14 protein-coding genes are annotated in these 16,259 nt (G+C 73.5%); 7 read left to right on the forward strand and 7 right to left on the reverse strand.

Going from position 1 to position 16,259, the window contains the following annotated elements; all coding sequences use genetic code 11:
* Positions 1-7: 7 nt before the first annotated feature.
* Positions 8-934 (reverse strand): cyclase family protein, encoded by a 927-nt coding sequence (locus AB0447_RS27970; RefSeq protein WP_366479594.1) that lies wholly within the window; start codon positions 932-934, stop codon positions 8-10.
* Positions 935-1,029: 95 nt separating this feature from the next.
* Here AB0447_RS27970 and AB0447_RS27975 point away from each other — a divergent pair, with 95 nt between their 5' ends.
* The 3 genes from AB0447_RS27975 to AB0447_RS27985 are packed head-to-tail and all read left to right on the forward strand — an operon-like array spanning position 1,030 to position 4,283.
* A complete protein-coding gene (locus tag AB0447_RS27975; protein WP_366479595.1) occupies positions 1,030-1,941 on the forward strand; it encodes an SDR family oxidoreductase in 912 nt (303 codons plus the stop codon).
* A 9-nt stretch (positions 1,942-1,950) separates the two neighbouring features.
* Positions 1,951-3,219: an acyl-CoA dehydrogenase family protein gene (locus AB0447_RS27980; RefSeq protein ID WP_366479596.1), complete on the forward strand. Its 1,269-nt coding sequence runs from the start codon at positions 1,951-1,953 to the stop codon at positions 3,217-3,219.
* A complete protein-coding gene (locus AB0447_RS27985; RefSeq protein ID WP_366479597.1) occupies positions 3,216-4,283 on the forward strand; it encodes a Zn-dependent alcohol dehydrogenase in 1,068 nt (355 codons plus the stop codon). Before AB0447_RS27980 ends, AB0447_RS27985 begins: the two co-directional genes overlap by 4 nt.
* A gap of 124 nt (positions 4,284-4,407) precedes the next feature.
* Here AB0447_RS27985 and AB0447_RS27990 read toward each other — a convergent pair whose 3' ends face one another.
* Entirely contained in the window at positions 4,408-4,866 is a 459-nt protein-coding gene (locus tag AB0447_RS27990) for a hypothetical protein (RefSeq protein WP_366479598.1), read from the reverse strand.
* 308 nt (positions 4,867-5,174) lie between these two features.
* Between AB0447_RS27990 and AB0447_RS27995 the strand changes: the two genes are divergently transcribed.
* The gene (locus tag AB0447_RS27995) at positions 5,175-7,856 is read left to right on the forward strand and encodes an AAA family ATPase (RefSeq protein WP_366479599.1); all 2,682 of its coding nucleotides are present in this window, start codon (positions 5,175-5,177) and stop codon (positions 7,854-7,856) included.
* Positions 7,857-7,993: 137 nt separating this feature from the next.
* Here AB0447_RS27995 and AB0447_RS28000 read toward each other — a convergent pair whose 3' ends face one another.
* Positions 7,994-8,614: a flavin reductase family protein gene (locus tag AB0447_RS28000; protein WP_366479600.1), complete on the reverse strand. Its 621-nt coding sequence runs from the start codon at positions 8,612-8,614 to the stop codon at positions 7,994-7,996.
* A gap of 234 nt (positions 8,615-8,848) precedes the next feature.
* On the opposite strand from AB0447_RS28000, the gene AB0447_RS28005 reads away from it, so the two are divergent.
* Positions 8,849-9,622, forward strand: coding sequence for a VOC family protein (locus AB0447_RS28005; protein ID WP_366479601.1), 774 nt, complete (start codon positions 8,849-8,851; stop codon positions 9,620-9,622).
* A gap of 24 nt (positions 9,623-9,646) precedes the next feature.
* Here AB0447_RS28005 and AB0447_RS28010 read toward each other — a convergent pair whose 3' ends face one another.
* From AB0447_RS28010 to AB0447_RS28020, 3 genes are all read right to left on the reverse strand, one after another.
* Positions 9,647-10,396 carry an enoyl-CoA hydratase-related protein gene (locus AB0447_RS28010; protein ID WP_366479646.1) on the reverse strand — a complete coding sequence of 250 codons (750 nt, stop codon included), beginning with the start codon at positions 10,394-10,396 and terminating at the stop codon, positions 9,647-9,649.
* A gap of 178 nt (positions 10,397-10,574) precedes the next feature.
* Positions 10,575-12,815 (reverse strand): acetate--CoA ligase family protein, encoded by a 2,241-nt coding sequence (locus AB0447_RS28015; protein ID WP_366479602.1) that lies wholly within the window; start codon positions 12,813-12,815, stop codon positions 10,575-10,577.
* 90 nt (positions 12,816-12,905) lie between these two features.
* On the reverse strand, positions 12,906-14,069 hold the full coding sequence (locus AB0447_RS28020; RefSeq protein WP_366479604.1) for an NAD(P)/FAD-dependent oxidoreductase: 1,164 nt from the start codon (positions 14,067-14,069) through the stop codon (positions 12,906-12,908).
* A 177-nt stretch (positions 14,070-14,246) separates the two neighbouring features.
* On the opposite strand from AB0447_RS28020, the gene AB0447_RS28025 reads away from it, so the two are divergent.
* On the forward strand, positions 14,247-14,699 hold the full coding sequence (locus AB0447_RS28025) for a DoxX family protein (RefSeq protein WP_366479605.1): 453 nt from the start codon (positions 14,247-14,249) through the stop codon (positions 14,697-14,699).
* The gene (locus AB0447_RS28030) at positions 14,696-15,133 is read left to right on the forward strand and encodes a Zn-ribbon domain-containing OB-fold protein (RefSeq protein WP_366479606.1); all 438 of its coding nucleotides are present in this window, start codon (positions 14,696-14,698) and stop codon (positions 15,131-15,133) included. The genes AB0447_RS28025 and AB0447_RS28030 overlap by 4 nt, the downstream gene beginning before the upstream one ends.
* Positions 15,134-15,214: 81 nt before the next feature.
* Here AB0447_RS28030 and rfbB read toward each other — a convergent pair whose 3' ends face one another.
* Complete coding sequence (gene rfbB / locus AB0447_RS28035; protein WP_366479607.1) at positions 15,215-16,201, reverse strand: dTDP-glucose 4,6-dehydratase; 987 nt, start codon at positions 16,199-16,201, stop codon at positions 15,215-15,217.
* Between the last annotated feature and the right edge of the window lie 58 nt (positions 16,202-16,259).

Here is a 16,259-nt window from a genome sequence, read left to right on the forward strand (position 1 = left end):
ATCACGGTCAGAGGATGGCCACCGGGGCGACCGGGGTGCCGGTGGCGCCGACGAAGGGTTCCGGCATGGCCGAGAGGAAGAAGCTGTAGCGGGAATCTTCTGCACAGGCTGTGGACAACTTTTCGAGGTTCCAGTTCTGGCCCTGGTGCATGCCCATCTCGACCAGGTCCAGCGCGTGCACCGGCAGCCACAGGTTCTCGATCTCCGGGGGGAAGATCTCGAAGGTCAGGGTGTCGTTGGCGACCGCCGCCACGTCGCGGGCGTGGAACCACTCCGGCGTGCGGACCGAGAGGCCGGGGGACGGGTAGCCGTAGCCGTGCTTGTCGCCCGCCAGGTAGGCCTGGATCTGGCCGGTGCGGACCAGGACGATGTCGCCGGCGCGGACCTCGACCCGGCCGAACTCCTCCGCCTCCGCGAGGTCGGCGGGGGTGACCGCGTGGTCGCCGGGCAGGCGGTCCAGGCCCTTCGCGCGGGCAACGTCGAGGAGGACACCGCGCGAGACGATCGGCGACGCCTTGTCGATGCCGCTGTACTGCGACCGGGTGTGCGGGGTGATGGAGGAGGCCGGCCGGCCGTTGTAGATCTTGCCCGAGTGGGAGACGTGGGTCAGGGCGTCCCAGTGGGTGGCCGCCTGAAGCCCCATGGTCACCGCGTCGTCGCTGCACGCCACCGTGCCCGGGCCGAACAGCTCCTGGTTGATCTGGACCATGGTGTGCAGCGGGTTGATCCGGCCCGGGATGAGCCCGGCCTGGACGCCGTCCTCCTGGAGCGGCAGCGCGAGCGGGATGCGGCGGCCGGTACGGATCTCCGCGGCGGCGCCGCGCAACACCTCGCCGGTGATCAGGTTCAGCGTGCCGATCTCGTCGGCGGCGCCCCAACGGCCCCAGTTGTTGACGCGCTTGGCGATGTCGTGGAACTCGGCGGGGAGGGTCATGGCTTCGCTCACTCCTGACTGCCGGGGGCTTGTGCCCGCGTAACCGACTGGCCATAGAATCTAACGGTCCGTCAGAAAACGGGAAGGGGCCGGACGTGGGGAACTTCTTGGCAGGCAAGGTCGTCGCCGTCACCGGTGCGGGCCGGGGCATCGGGCGGGCCGTAGCGCTGGCCGCCGCCGCCGAGGGCGCGCGGGTCGTCGTCAACGACTACGGGGTCTCGGTCGAGGGCGGGGAGCCGACGAGCGAGATCGCCGAGGCGGTGGTCAAGGAGATCGTCGCGGCGGGCGGGGAGGCCGTGGCCGTGGCCGACGACATCTCGACGATGGCCGGCGGGCAGCGCATCGTCGACACCGCGCTCGCGCGGTACGGACGGATCGACGGTGTGGTCTGCGTCGCCGGGATCCTGCGCGAACGCATGCTCTTCAACATGAGCGAGGAGGAGTGGGACCCCGTCGTCGCCACCCACCTCAAGGGCACCTTCACCGTGTTCCGGGCCGCCTCGGCGGTCATGCGGAGGCAGGGCTCCGGCACCCTCATCGGGTTCACCAGCGGCAACCACCAGGGGAGCGTGGCCCAGGCCAACTACTCCGCCGCCAAGGGCGGGATCATCTCGCTGGTGCGGAGCGCGGCCCTCGGCCTCCACAAGTACGGGGTCACCGCCAACGCCGTCGCACCCGTCGCCCGGACCCGGATGTCCGCCAACGTGCCGATGGAGCTCAAGGAGATCGGCGAGCCGGAGGACGTGGCCGCGCTGGTGACGTACCTGCTCAGCGACCGGGCCCGGGGGGAGGGGATCACCGGGCAGGTCTACACGATCGCCGGACCGAAGATCGCCGTGTGGGCGCAGCCGCGCGAGCTGCGCGCCGGATACGCCGACGGGGCCTGGACACCGGAGAAGATCGCCGACTTCCTGCCGGGGACGGTCGGCACCGACCCCATGCCGATGCTGGCGCAGCTGGAGGCCATGGCCAAGGCGGCGGCCGCCAAGGACCGCCCCAACGCATAAGGGGATCCCGTGGAGTTCGGCTTTGGCGCGGCGGACGAGGAGTTCCGGTCCGCCGCGCGGGATTGGCTCGCCGGGCATCTCGTCGGGCCGTACGCGGAGGCCGCCGGCCTCGGCGGGCCCGGCAGCGAGCACCAGGGGGTGGCCGCCCGCCGGGAGTGGGAGCGGGAGCTGGGGCGCGGGGGCTGGATCGGCCTCGGCTGGGAGGACGGGGGCGGGGACGGGGGCGCGGGCGCACGTGCGGGCGGGGGCGAAGGGGCGGGCCCGGGCGGAGGGCCGTACGGGAACCGGCGCGGCACCCTCACCCAACAGGTGGTGTGGGCCGAGGAGTACGCCCGCTCCCGCGCCCCCGCCCGGGTCGGCCACATCGGGGAGAACCTGCTCGCCCCCACCCTGATCGCGTACGGCAGCCGGGAGCAGCGGGACCGGTTCCTGCCGGCCATCGCGCGCGGCGAGGAGCTGTGGTGCCAGGGGTACAGCGAGCCGGGCGCCGGCTCCGATCTGGCGGCCGTCCGTACGGCCGCGGTGCGGGACAGGGCCGACGGGCGGTACCGGGTCAGCGGGCAGAAGATCTGGACCTCGCTGGCCCGGGACGCCGACTGGTGCTTCGTCCTCGCCCGCACCGAGGCGGGGTCCCGGCGGCACCGGGGGCTGTCCTTCCTCCTGGTCCGGATGGACCAGCCCGGGCTGATCGAGGTCCGGCCGATCCGGCAGATGTCGGGGACCAGCGAGTTCAACGAGGTCTTCTTCGACGGGGCCGTGGCGGCCGAGGTCGTCGGCGGGGAGGGCAACGGCTGGGCCGTGGCCATGGGCCTGCTGGCGCTGGAGCGCGGGGTGTCCACCCTGGTGCAGCAGATCGGCTTCGCGGCGGAGCTGGAGCGGGTGGTGGCGGCGTACGTCGCCACGGGCGGGGCCGGGGCCGGAGGGGATCCGGTGGTGCGGGAGCGGCTGGTCCGGCAGTGGGCCGAGCTGCGCACCATGCGCTGGAACGCCCTCCGCACCCTCGGCAGCAGCCAGGACCCGGGCGCGCCCAGCGTGGCCAAGCTGCTGTGGGGCGGCTGGCACCGCAGGCTCGGCGAGCTGGCGGTGGCGGTCCGCGGGGCGGCGGCCGCGGCGGGGGCCGGGGACTGGGCGCCCGGTCTGCCGTACGAGGACGGCCTGGACGAGGCACAGCGGCTGTTCCTGTTCACCCGGGCCGACACGATCTACGGCGGTTCGGACGAGATCCAGCGGAACATCATCGCCGAGCGCGTGCTCGGCCTCCCTAAGGAGTCCAGGTGAGAGGCGTCGTTTTCGACGGCAGGCAGGCCCAGGTGGTCGACGATCTGGAGATCCGCGATCCGGGGCCGGGGGAGGTGCTGGTCGCCATCGCGGCGGCCGGTCTGTGCCACAGCGATCTGTCGGTGATCGACGGGACGATCCCGTTCCCGCCGCCGGTGGTGCTGGGGCACGAGGGTGCGGGCGTCGTGGAGGCGGTGGGGACGGGGGTGACCCATGTGGTGCCGGGTGACCACGTCTCGCTGTCCACCCTCGCGAACTGCGGGGCCTGCGCGGACTGCGACCGGGGCCGGCCGACGATGTGCCGGAAGGCGATCGGGATGCCCGGCCGGCCGTTCTCACGCGGCGGGAAGCCGCTGTTCCAGTTCGCCTCCAACTCCTCGTTCGCGGAACGGACCCTCGTCAAGGCCGTGCAGGCGGTGAAGATCCCGAAGGACATCCCGCTGACCAGCGCTGCCCTGATCGGCTGCGGGGTGCTGACGGGGGTGGGCGCGGTGCTGAACCGGGCGAAGGCCGACCGAGGCGAGTCGGTGGTGGTCATCGGCACCGGCGGGATCGGGCTCAACGTGCTGCAAGGGGCCCGGATCGCGGGCGCATCGGTGATCGTCGCGGTGGACGCGAACCCGGCGAAGGAGGCGGTGGCCCGGCAGTTCGGGGCCACGCACTTCGTGGACGCCTCGGCCGAGCCGGACCCGGTGGCGGCGGTGAAGGAGATCCTGCCGACGGGCGCGGACCACGCCTTCGAGTGCGTGGGCAACGTGAAACTGATCCGGCAGGCGATCGACCTGCTGGACCGGCACGGCCAGGCGGTGCTGCTGGGCGTCCCGGGCTTCACCGAGGAGGCGTCCTTCCTGGTCTCCGCCATGTACCTGGACAAGACCATCATGGGCTGCCGGTACGGGTCCTCCCGCCCGCAGCGCGACATCGCGCTGTACGCGCAGCTGTACCGGGAGGGCAGGCTGCTGCTGGACGAACTGGTCACCGAGGTCTACCCGGTGGAGGACTTCGCCAAGGCGGCGGACGACGCCCACCACGGGCGGGTGGCGCGCGGCGTGCTGACCTTCTGACCCCGCGCGACGCCCGCCCGACGGCCCCCGCCCGACGACCCCTTCGCGATGCCGCCCGCGCGACGTGGCCGGCCACCTGCCCGGAGGTACGGGGCAGGTGGCCGGGGGCGCGTACGACCTCGCACTAGTCCAGCGGCAGGACCTGGTAGGTCAGGCTGAAGGCGTAGTCGGTCCCCTTGACGATCTTGGCGAGGTTGGTCGTGCCGACCCGGCTGTCATTGAGCTCGAACACGCCCAGCTTGTCGTCCGGGTCGATGACGTCGGGGTCCTGCTCCCACAGTTCGAGGGGCAGGACCGTGCCGCCCTCGAAGATGAACCGCTCGGGATCCACTCCGCTGTAGTCGACCGTGCCCCGTTCGCGGCAGACCGAAGTGGGGATGGCGACTCCGCCGTCCAACTTGATGTACACCTCGTCCTCGCCGCTCTCCGAGATGTTGGTGCAGCGCAGGGTCAGCAGCTGGACCTTGTACAGCTCCCCGGGCACGGGCGGCTGAGCGGCGGAGGCCGCCGGGACGGTCAGGGTGAACGCGGCCGTGAGGCCCGCGGCCCCGGTGGCGAGGCGACGGAGCGTTGTCGATCGCATCTGGTTTTCCTTCCCCGTGGTGAATCGGTGGTCGCGCCGTGGGCCGCACGGCCACTCGGCCCGCTGCCCCGACGTGGCAACACCTTCACCCGTCCGCGCTCCGCGCCACAGAGCAGTCGACTACTCCATCGCGGCAAGGCCGCTACTCCGTACCGGCCCGCCTTCAGGCCGAACTCACGCTCGGTTTCGGCCAACCGCGTGCCGCCCCGGCCGGTTCGACGGCCGGCGTGCCACGCTGCGGGCCGCACGCCGTGGGCGATCCATCCGGCTGGGGGGCCGGATCGCCCGGGCGCCGAGGGGGACCCACGGTGGACACGGGCTGGGGGAGCGGCCGCCTGCATTTCGCCGGCCGGGACGCAGAGCTGGCGGCGCTCCGCCGCGCGCTGCGCCGACCGGACTGCAAAGCGGTGGTGATCACGGGAGCGCCGGGGGTGGGCAAGAGCCGCCTCGCCGAAGAGTTCTCGACCGGGGCCGGGGCCGGGGCTGGGGCCCGGGCCGGGGCCGGGGGCGGCGGCGGCCGCGGCGGCCACCGTGTCGTACGCGTCCAGGCGACGCACAGCGCCCGGGCGCTGCCGCTGTCGGCGCTGGCGCCGCTGCTGCCCTCGGACGTGTACGCGGAGGAGCCCGCGGAGTTCTTCCGCCGGGTACGGCGGCGGATGGCCGCGCACCGCGCGTCCGCCACCACCCGCACCGTCCTGGTCGTCGACGACATCCAGCTCCTCGATCCCACCTCACTGGCGCTGATCGCACTGCTGCTGGCGGACTCCTCGCTCTTCCTGGCCGTGACCCTCCCCGACGGCGCCGACTGGCCCGACGTGCTGCAGTCCCTGTGGCGGGAGGACGCCTTGCGCCACATCGAGCTGCCGGCGCTGGGTGAGGAAGAGAGCGCCCGGCTGCTGGTCGCCACGATGGGCGGGCCGGTCGCCGCACCCGCCCTGCGGGCCCTGTGGGAGGCCAGCGGCGGCAATGCGCTGTGCCTGAGGGAGCTGCTGCGCAGCACCCTCGCCGACGGGCGGCTGAGCCCGGTGCACGGGGTGTGGTGCCTGACGCGGCCGCTCGCCGCGGTGCTGCCGGGCGCCCTGCTCGACGTACGGCTCCGGGAACTCGCCGGGCCGCAGCGGACCCTGATGGAACTCCTCGCGGTGTGCGGGCCGGTCGGACTGCGGGACGGCCTGGCGTACGTCGATGCGGACGCCCTGGCCGGACTGGAGCGGCAGCAACTCGTCGAATCCCGCCTCGACGGGCGCCGCGAACAGCTCACGCTCGCCCACCCGATGCACGCACGGCTGCTGCGCGCCGGCATCACCCGGCTTCGGGCCCGGACCCTGCTCCTGGACCAGGTCGGCCGGGTACGCGGACACGGCGCCCGGCGGGCCGGCGACGCCCTCGCGCTGGCGGGCTGGGAGCTGGAGGCCACCGGGACCGCCGATCCCGGCCTGCTGGTGCGGGCCGCGGCGCAGGCCCTGCACGCGGATGACGTGGACACCATGTGCCGGCTGGCACGCGCCGCGCTGGTACACGGTCCCAACACCCGGGCCGGGCTGATGCTCGGCGAGGCCCTGGGACAGCGGGGCGAGTTCGATGAAGGGATCGCCGTCCTGGAAGACGCCTTCGCCGCGGCCCGGGAGCCGTACCTGCACACCGCAGCCCTGACCCTGGCCGTCCACCACTTCTACGGGCCCGGGAACATGACCCGCGCGCTGGCCGTACTCGACGAGGCCGGGCGCCGGGGCGGTCCGTGCGCCGAGATGGCCGCCTGGGAGGCCACCCTGCTGACCTCGGCGGGGCGGACCGCGCGGGCCCGCACCGTGCTCGACCCGTGGCTGCCGCTGTCGGAGGGGGCCGAGCCGTCCGACTCCGGGGTACTGCTGCTCCAAGCCCGGCTGAGGGTGGAACTGTCCTCGGGCCGGCCCGAGGACGCCGTCCGCAGCGGCCGCGCGGCCCATGCCGCGCACCGCATGCTGGCCGACCGGTCGGCGGTCTTCTATCCGGCGCGCAGCCTCTACCTCGTCGCGGCGTCCCTGCTGGAGGCGGGGCGGTTCGACGAGGCGGAGCGGGTCGTGTCCGAGGGGCTGGAGGGACTGCTGCGCTCACCGGTGCCCGCGCTGCTCGTCTGGTTCGGCTGGGTGCGGGGACGGATCGCGCTCGACCGGGGCCGGTGCGCGGAGGCGGTCGCCCACTTCCGTGAGGCCCGGGCGCAGGCCCATCTGTGCGGCCACAGATTCGCCGAGCAGCGTGCGCTCGCCGGGCTGGTGCTCGCCGAGGCGTACGCCGGGCGCAGCGCCCCGGAGACGGCCGGACTGGCCACCGGTTCCACCGATCCGCACTCCCCGCTCGCTCAGGCCGACACGCTGCGCGCCCGGGCCTGGTCGTTGCGGTGCCGGGGGCGACGCCACGAGGCGGAAGCCGTGCTGCGCGCGGGCGCCGAAGCGGCGCGGGCGGAGGGGGAGTTCGCCGGCGCCTTGACGCTTGAACACGATCTGCTCCGCTGGGGCGACCGGGACGCGGCCCCTCGCGTACGCGCACTGGCCGAGGTCGCCCAGGGACCGTACGCGGCGGCTCGTGCCGCCCATGCGCGTGCGGTGGCCGACCGTGACCCGGACGCGCTGGTGGCCGTGGCCGACGCGTGGACGGCGATGGGCGCGCTGCTGCTGGCTGCCGAGAGCCTCGCCGGAGCGGCCGGGCTGTGGCGCGCGCCGGGCGGCGCGGCGCGGGAGGGGGCCGGCCGGCGGGCCACGGCCCGCGCCCATTCGTTGCGGCGGGAGTGCGAGGACGCGGCGACCCCTGCGCTGGCGGACCTCTCGACGGCGGCGGAACTCAGCCCGCGCGAACGGGAGATCGCGCAACTGGCGGCCCAGGGACACACCAGCAGGGAGATCGCCGGCCAGTGCGGCCTGTCCGTACGGACGGTCGACAACGCGCTCGGCCGGGTCTACCGCAAGCTCGGCATCCACGACAGGGGAGGCCTGGGGCGGGTATGGGGGCTTTGACGGCGGCGCGGTTGTCGGCGGTGGCGGTGGCGGGCGGTGACGGTGGTGGCGTCGGCGTCGGCGTCGGCGGCGGCGGCGGGCGGGCGGGCGGGCGGTGACGGTGGCGTCGGCGGCGGGCGGTGCGGGGCCGGGGCCGGTCAGTCGGCGAGGCGGCCGAACTTTCCCTTGTGGAAGAGCAGCGGGGCGCCCTCGCCGTCCGCGCCCATCGCCTCGACCCGGCCGACCACGATGAGGTGGTCGCCGCCGGTGTGGACGGCGTGGATCCGGCAGTCGATCCAGGCCGGTACGCCGGCCAGCTGCGGCGATCCGGTGACCGGTGCGGGGGTGTGGTCCACGCCCGCGAACTTGTCGGCCCCGCTGATCGCGAAGGCCCGGCAGAGCGGCCCCTGTTCGGCCCCGAGGATGTTCACGCAGAACACCCCGGCGCGGGCGATGCGCGGCCAGCTGGTCGACGTACGGCCGACCATGAAGGTGACCAGCGGCGGGTCGAGGGACAGCGAGGCGAAGGACTGGCAGGCGAAGCCGGCCGGGCCGGGCTCGTCGTCGGCGGAGGGGGCGGTGATGATCGTGACCCCGCTGGCGAAGTTCCCGAGCACGGCCCGGAAGTCGGCGGGGCCGACCGGGGCGCGCTCGTCGTCGCCGACGGCGCGGAGGTCGGGGCGCGGATGCGCGTCGACGGGCGCGGGCTCCATGGCGGTGGGGGAGCCGACTGATCTGAGGTATCGGACGACGGTGGCCGCCATCCCTGCGTGTCCCATCACACGAGGATTGAAGCTGACGGTTCGTCAGATTGGAAGGGGCGGGGAGGCCGGGTATGGGTTCCGGCCACCGGGGCGGGATCCGGCAGGGGCTGGTGGGGGCCGTGTGGGGGCTGTGGGGCGGAATGGTCCCACCGGGTGAATCCGGGTGTCCGGCGGTGGAGGTGTGGGGGGCCCGGGCCCGGGGCTGGGCATCGTGGCGGGGGTCGTCGTAACGGACTCTGGAGGACACGCATGCTCGGCACCGACTTCCGTACCGGATCCCCCAACTGGCTCGATCTCGGCAGCCCCGACACCGCGGTCGCGGCCGCCTTCTACGGCGCCGTCTTCGGCTGGGAGTTCGTCTCGGCCGGGCCCGACGCGGGCGGGTACGGCTTCTTCCAGCAGGACGGCAGGACCGTCGCCGCGCTCGGGCCGATGATGGACGAGGGGGCCAGGCCGGCCTGGATGGTGTACTTCCAGAGCCCGGACATCCAGGCCACGGCCAAGGCCGTCGTGCAGGGCGGCGGGAAGGTGCGGGCCGAGCCGATGGACGTCATGGGGGAGGGCTGGCTGGCACAGTTCACCGACCCCGGCGGGGCCGAGTTCGCGGCGTGGCAGCCCGGGACGACCAAGGGCCTCGGCCGCGCGTCCGTCGAAGACACGCTGTGCTGGGTGGAGCTGCACGTCGCCCACCCGGTCGCGGTCATCGCCTTCTACCGCACGCTGTTCGGCTGGCGCTCGCAGGAGATGGACGCGCCGGGGATGACGTACCGGGTGCTGAGCATCGGCGAAGGGGACCAGGAGGACGGGTCCTTCGGCGGGGTCGCGCCCCTGCAGGACAGCGACGAGGCGCGCTGGGTGCCGTACTTCGCCGTGGCGGACGTCGATGCCACCGTCACGGCGGTGACGGAGAACGGCGGGATGGTGCTGATGCCGGGGGTGGACGTGCCGGACGTCGGGCGGATCGCCTGGCTGGGCGACACGCACGGGGCGGTCTTCGCCCTGCTCAAGCCCAACCCGCAGTAGTGAACCGCTCGCTGATTCGCCGGTTCAGCAGCCGCGGTACTCGGGCGTGCGCCGTTCCACGAAGGAGGCCACGCCCTCGTTCGCGTCCGCCGTGGTCATGTTGATCTCCTGGGCGGTGGCCTCGGCGGCCAGTGCGGTGGCCCGGTCCGTGTCCAGCGAGGCGTTCACCAGCTGCTTGGTCATGGCGATGGCCCGGGTCGGGCCCTGGGCGAGGCGCTCCGCCCAGGCGCGGGCCGTCGCCTCCAGCTCCTCGGCCGGGACCACCCGGTTGACCAGGCCGATCCGTTCGGCCTCGGGGGCGGTCAGGGCATCGCCGAAGAACATCAGCTCCTTGGCCTTCTGGGGGCCGACCAGGCGGGGGAGGAGGTAGGCGCCGGCGCCGTCGGGGACCAGTCCCCGGCGGACGAACACCTCGATGAACCTGGCGGGTTCGGCGGCGATGACGAGGTCGCAGGCGAAGGCGAGGTGGGCGCCGATGCCGGCCGCTGTGCCGTTGACGGCGGCGATCACCGGCTTCTCGCAGTCGAGCACCGAGGTGATCAGCCGCTGCGCGCCCAGCCGGATCATGCGGGCCACGTCTCCGGCGACGCGCTCGCCTGCGCCACCTGCGGGTGCGGCCGCGGGTGCGGCCGCGGGTGCCCCGCGGAGGTCGGCGCCGGCGCAGAAGCCCTTGCCGGTGGCGGTGATCACGACGGCGCGGAGGGTGGGGTCTGCGGTGGCTTCGGCGAGGAGGGTGATGATCTGTTCGCGCTGGTCCCAGGTGAGGGCGTTCATCGCTTCGGGGCGGTTGAGGGTGATCCAGGAGATGGCGTTGTCGGTGCGGTGGAGGATCGTGTCGGTCACCGGGGCTCCGTTTCGGGAAGGGGCGGGGAGGGGAAAGGCTCCGCGCAGCGCCGGACAGGGGCGGGGGGCAGCCCCGCGAGGGTGGGGCGGAGCCCGGGCAACGACGGGGTCAGCGGCAGATGGTGAGGGCGTCCAGGGCGACTGCGCCCTGGCCTCGGGGCAGCACCATCAGGGGGTTGATGTCCAGTTCGGACAGCTCGTCCCCGAGCTCCAGCGCCATCCGCTGCACCCGCAGGATGACCTCCACCAGCGCGTCCACGTCCGCCGCCGGTGCCCCCCGTACCCCCTCCAAGAGCGCATGCCCCCGCAGTTCGGTGAGCATCGCCCGAGCCTGGTCCTCGCCGAACGGCGGGACGCGGACCGCCGCGTCGTGCAGGACCTCGACCAGGACGCCGCCGAGGCCGACCGTCACGGTGGGGCCGAAGAGGTCGTCCTGGGTGACGCCGACGACCATCTCCACGCCCCGCTCCACCATCTGGCACACCAGGATCCCGTCCAGCGGAATGTCCTCGTAGCGGGCGATGTCGGTCAGCTCCCGGTACGCATCGCGGATCTGGCTGGCCGAGGTCAACCCCACCTTCACCAGGCCGAGTTCCGTCTTGTGGGCCAGCTGCGGGCCCGAGGCCTTCATCACCACGGGGTAGCCGACCAGGCCGGCCGCCCGGACCGCCGCCGCCGCGCTCGTGACCAGCTGCTCCCGCGGGACCCGGATGCCGTACGCGCGCAGCAGCTGCTTCGCCGCGTGCTCGCTGAGCTGCTGGCCCGGCCGCATCAGGGCCTGGGCCTTGCGGTAGGAGGGCGAGGGGGTGCGCGGGGCGTCGTCGAAGGGGGACCGGTAGCCGGTGGTGAAGCGGTGGTGGCCGAGGTAGGCGCGGACGGCGGTGATGCAGTTGCCGAAGGTGCGGAAGGTGGCCACCCGGGAGGAGCCGAGCAGGGTGGTGCGGTAGGCGTCCTCGGTGCCGACCGGCGAGCCCCAGATCACGCAGATGAGCTTGTCCGTGGCTTCGGCGGCGTCCACCAGGTCCTGGGCGAGCTTGTCGCTCATCGGGGGGAACGGCCCGGTGATCGGGCAGATCAGGACGCCGACGGACGGGTCGGCGAGGATCGCGTCGATGATCTTGCGGCCGCGCCAGTCGCCGACCGGGTGGCCCCCGTTGTCGACGGGGTTGGCGACGTTCAGGTAGTCGGGGATCCACTGGTGGAGTTCGGCCTGCTTGGCGGCGGAGAGGGTGGGGAGGCTGAGGCCGGCCTCGGTGGCGAGGTCGGAGAAGTGGGCGCCGGTGCCGCCGGATATGGAGTACACGACCACCCCGTCGGCCTTCGGCCGGCGGGCCCGGGCCAGCAGCGCGGCCGTGTCCTGGAGTTCGTCCAGGCCGTCGACGCGGATCACGCCGAACTGCCGCATGGCGGCGTCGACGACGGTGTCCGCGCCGGTCAGCTTGCCGGTGTGGGAGGCGGCCATCCGGGCGCCGGTCTCGGTCCGGCCGACCTTGACGGCGACGACCGGTACGCCGTTGCGGGCGGCCCGGTCGGCGGCCAGCAGGAAGGAGCGGCCGTCCTTGAGGCCCTCGACGTAGCAGGCGATGGCCCCGACCTCGGGCTGCTCGGCGAAGTAGGAGATGAAGTCGGAGGTCTCCAGGTCCGCCTCGTTGCCCGTGGGAGCCCAGTGGGAGAGGCGGATGCCCAGCTCCTGGAGGGTGTAGACGGGCCGGCCCTGGTGGCCGGACTGGGTGATCAGTGCGATGGCCGGGCCGTCGAGGTCCTCCCGGAACTCCTCGAAGGCGTTGAGGTTGGTGTTCGGGCCGAGCAGGCGGAGTCCGGAGCGCTGCACGGCGGCGGCGAGCCGGGCCTGGGCGGCCTTGCCCTCCTCGCCGGTCTCGGCGAAGCCGGAGGCGAAGGCCACCGCGAACTTCACCTTCGCTTCGGCGAGTTCCTCGATGACCGGGAGCGGATCGCCGACCAGCAGCACCGCCAGGTCCACCTGTTCGGGCAGCTCGGCCACGGAGGCGAAGCAGGGGTGCCCGAAGACGGTGGGGCGGGTGGGGTGGACGGGGTGGATGCGGGCGCCGACGCGCTCCGCCCAGGCGATGAGCTGGCGGGTGATGCCGGTGTTGGGTCTGCCCTCGGCGTCGGAGGCGCCGATCACCGCCACGGACTCGGGCCGGAAGAACCGGTCCAGGTCGGGCACTTCGGCGTGCAGGGGCCGTCCGCTGACATCGCGCGCGCCCGCGTCCGCGCCGCCGGCGGTCGGGGCGGTCGTGGAGTGGACGGCCGCCCGGGGGTGTTCCCCGCAGGCCTCGACACGTGCGCGGAAGTCGGTGGTGAGGGTGCCGTGAGTAGATCCAAGCATCGTTCCGCCCGCTCCTGCTCGATGACTCGTACTGACGCGTAGTCAGATTACTGAACTGACGCGTCGTCAGGAACAGGGCTGCCGCACAATTCAGTGGCGGGCGCTCCGGGCCAGTGCCTTGGCGATCTTCTCGGCGTCCCGAGCCATCTCCCGGAACATTCCGCTGATGGGATTGGTGAAACCGGTGAAATACAGCCCCGGCGCGGCCGGATCCGTGCGGGCGCCGTGGACGACCGGCCGGCCTCGCCCGTCCAGGACGCCCAGGTGCCCGACCAGTCCCTCCAGGGCCCGCCGGTATCCGGTGGCGGCGACCACCGCGTCCGGGGTGATCCGCGAACCGTCCGCCAGGACCACCTCGGACCCCTCGAAGGAGGCGACGGCCGCCACCGGCTCCACCGCCCCGGACCGGACCGCGGCGATCAGCCCGACGTCCTGGACCGGGATCGCGCCCTGCCCGACCCGGCTGTACAGGCCGGTGTCCGGGCGCGGGAGCCCGTACGCCGACAGGTCCGGCACCGCGACCCGCGCCTGGAGCGCGGAGATCCGGTCGACCAGGCGGACCGGCAGCCGGCGGACCAGGATGCCGGAGCGCTGGGCCGGCCAGCCGGCCGTGGAGCGCCGCACGATGTGCGGCACGGTGCGTACGGCGAGCCGCACCCGGGCGGCCCCGCCCTCGGCCAGGTCGACGGCTATCTCGGCGCCGGTGTTGCCGATGCCGACCACCAGTACGTCGCGCCCGGCGTAGGGGGCGGCGTTGCGGTAGCCGCCGGCGTGCAGCAGCTCGCCCGGGAACGCGTCGGCGCCCGGCCAGTCCGGGAGCGCCGGGGTGTGGTTGTACCCGGTGGCGACGACCACCGCGCCCGCGGCGAGCTCGCGGCCCCCGGTGGCGTACAGCACCCAGCCCGCGTCGTCGGCGGCGCGCTCGATCCGGGTCACCTCCACCCCGGTGACCAGCTCCAGCTCGTGGTGCTCGGCGTACTTCTCCAGGTAGCGCACCACGTTGTCGCGGGACACCCAGCGCCCGAAGCGGCGCGGCATGGCCAGGCCGGGGAGGCCGGACAGCCGGCGGGTGGTGTGCAGGCGCAGCCGGTCGTAGTGGCCGCGCCAGGAGGCGCCGACCGAGCCGGACTTCTCGACGACCACCGCCCGGACCCCGCGGGCGCGGAGCGCGGCGGCCGCGGCGAGGCCGCCGGGGCCGCCGCCGATCACGTACACGGGGCGGGGTTCGGTGGTCAGGTCAGGCGCAGCGGGCATGAGGTGTGAGCGTATCGCCACGCAGCGTTGATGGGTCTCGGTCAAGCGGGGAATCGGTTGCGGATCGATCACGGAGGGCGTGCCGGGTCCGGTGGAGGGTCTTGCGCGGGGCCTTGCGCGCGGGCCGCCGATCCGCTGAACTGACGTACCGTCAGATAGCGAGGAGGGGAGGCCCGCATGCAGACCATCTGGCTCAGCGGGGCGGAGTGGCTCGCCGTGCTCCGGATCGGCCTCGGCCTGTGGTGGCTGGAGAGCTGGCGGCACAAGGACAAGAAGGGCTGGTTCGAACGCGGCACCGGCATCGCCTGGGCCGCCGACGTCGCCGGGAAACACCGGTGGCCGTTCGTGAAGACCGGCTTCGCCACCGTGGTCGAGCCCCGCCCGCGACTCATGGCGTACGTCGTCGTCTACGCCGAACTCGCCCTGGGCCTGGGCCTGGTCCTCGGGTTCCTCACCCCGGTCGCCCTGATCGGCGGCCTGCTGCTGAACCTGCTCTACCTGGTGCTCATGATCCACGACTGGGCCGAGCAGGGCCAGAACGCGATGATGGCGCTCATCTCGCTCGTCGCGCTCTCCGCCATGAGCTGGCAGACCTGGTCCCTCGACGCGGCGATCGGACTCTTCCTGTGACCACCGTACGGTTCGACCTGCCCGAGGTGGACGAGTTCACCCGGCCCTACTGGACCGCGGCCGCCGAGGGCCGGCTCCTGCTGCGCCGCTGCGCCGACTGCGGGCGGGCGCACCACTACCCGCGCGAGTTCTGCCCGTACTGCTGGGCCGGTGAGGACCGGGTGGCCTGGGAGCGGGCGAGCGGCCGCGCCGTCCTCTACACCTGGTCGGTGATCCACCGCAACGACCTGCCGCCCTTCGGCACCCGCGTCCCGTACGTCGCCGCCGTGGTGGACCTCGCCGAGGGCCCCCGGATGATGACCGAGATCGTGGACTGCCCCGAGTCCGCGCTGCGCATCGGCATGCCGCTGGAGGCCGCCTTCCGCCCGGAGGCGGAGGACCTCGCGGTCCCGGTCTTCCGCCCGGCCGATAATTCCCGGCCGACGCCGGAGTGAGCGGCGCCGGCCGCCCCGGGTCTCCTTGATCACCGACACCTCCGGGTCGGTCAGCGATGCCGAACTGAGTCCCGGCAGGGCCTATGCGGTGGGGCCGGTCAGGGGCTGCCACCAGGGGCGGTTGTCGCGGTACCAGTCCACCGTGGCGGCCAGGCCCTCGTCGAAGGAGCGCCGCGGGCGGTAGCCCAGCTCGTCACGGATCTTGGACCAGTCCACCGAGTAGCGGGCGTCGTGCGCCTTGCGGTCCGGGACGTGCTCCACGCTCTCCCAGTCCCGGCCGCACGCATCGAGCAGCAGGCCGGTCAGCTGCTTGTTGGTGAGCTCGGTGCCGCCGCCCACGTTGTAGACCTCGCCGGGCCGGCCGCCCTCCAGGACCAGCCGGATGGCCCGGCAGTGGTCCTCCACGTGCAGCCAGTCCCGGATCTGCTCGCCGTCCCCGTACAGCGGTACGGGCAGTCCGTCGAGCAGGCGGGTGATGAACAGCGGAATGATCTTCTCGGGGTACTGGTGGGGCCCGTAGTTGTTGGAACAGCGGGTGATCCGCACGTCCAGGCCGTGGGTCCGGTGGTACGCCAGGGCCAGCAGGTCGGAGCCCGCCTTGGCCGCCGAGTAGGGGGAGTTGGGGGAGAGCGGCTGCTCCTCGGTCCAGGAGCCGACCGGGATCGAGCCGTACACCTCGTCCGTGGAGACGTGGACGAAGGTGCCGAGGCCGGCGGCGTGGACGGCGGCCTCGAGGAGGTTCTGGGTGCCGAGGACGTTGGTGGAGGCGAAGCCGGCGCCGGCGGCGATCGACCGGTCGACGTGCGATTCGGCGGCCAGGTGCACCACCGCGTCGTGCCCGGCCATCAGCTCGGTCACCCGGCCGGTGTCGAGGATGTCCCCGCGGATGAAGGTCAGCCGCGGATCGCCCTGTACGGGGGCCAGGTTGGCCGGGTTCCCGGCGTAGGTGAGCACGTCCAGCACGGTGACGGCCGTGGGCGCGGTGAAACCCGGGTCGGCGTCGGACAGCAGCGAGCGGACGAAGTGGGAGCCGATGAAGCCGGCCCCGCCGGTGACGAGGATTCTCATGGACGTCTCGCAGGTCTTTCGTTTCGGGATTCGGGTCTGGGGAGCTGAAGGGGCTCGG

Origin of the sequence: Streptomyces sp. NPDC051211, from assembly GCF_040689505.1 — a bacterium.
Lineage (GTDB): Bacteria > Actinomycetota > Actinomycetes > Streptomycetales > Streptomycetaceae > Streptomyces.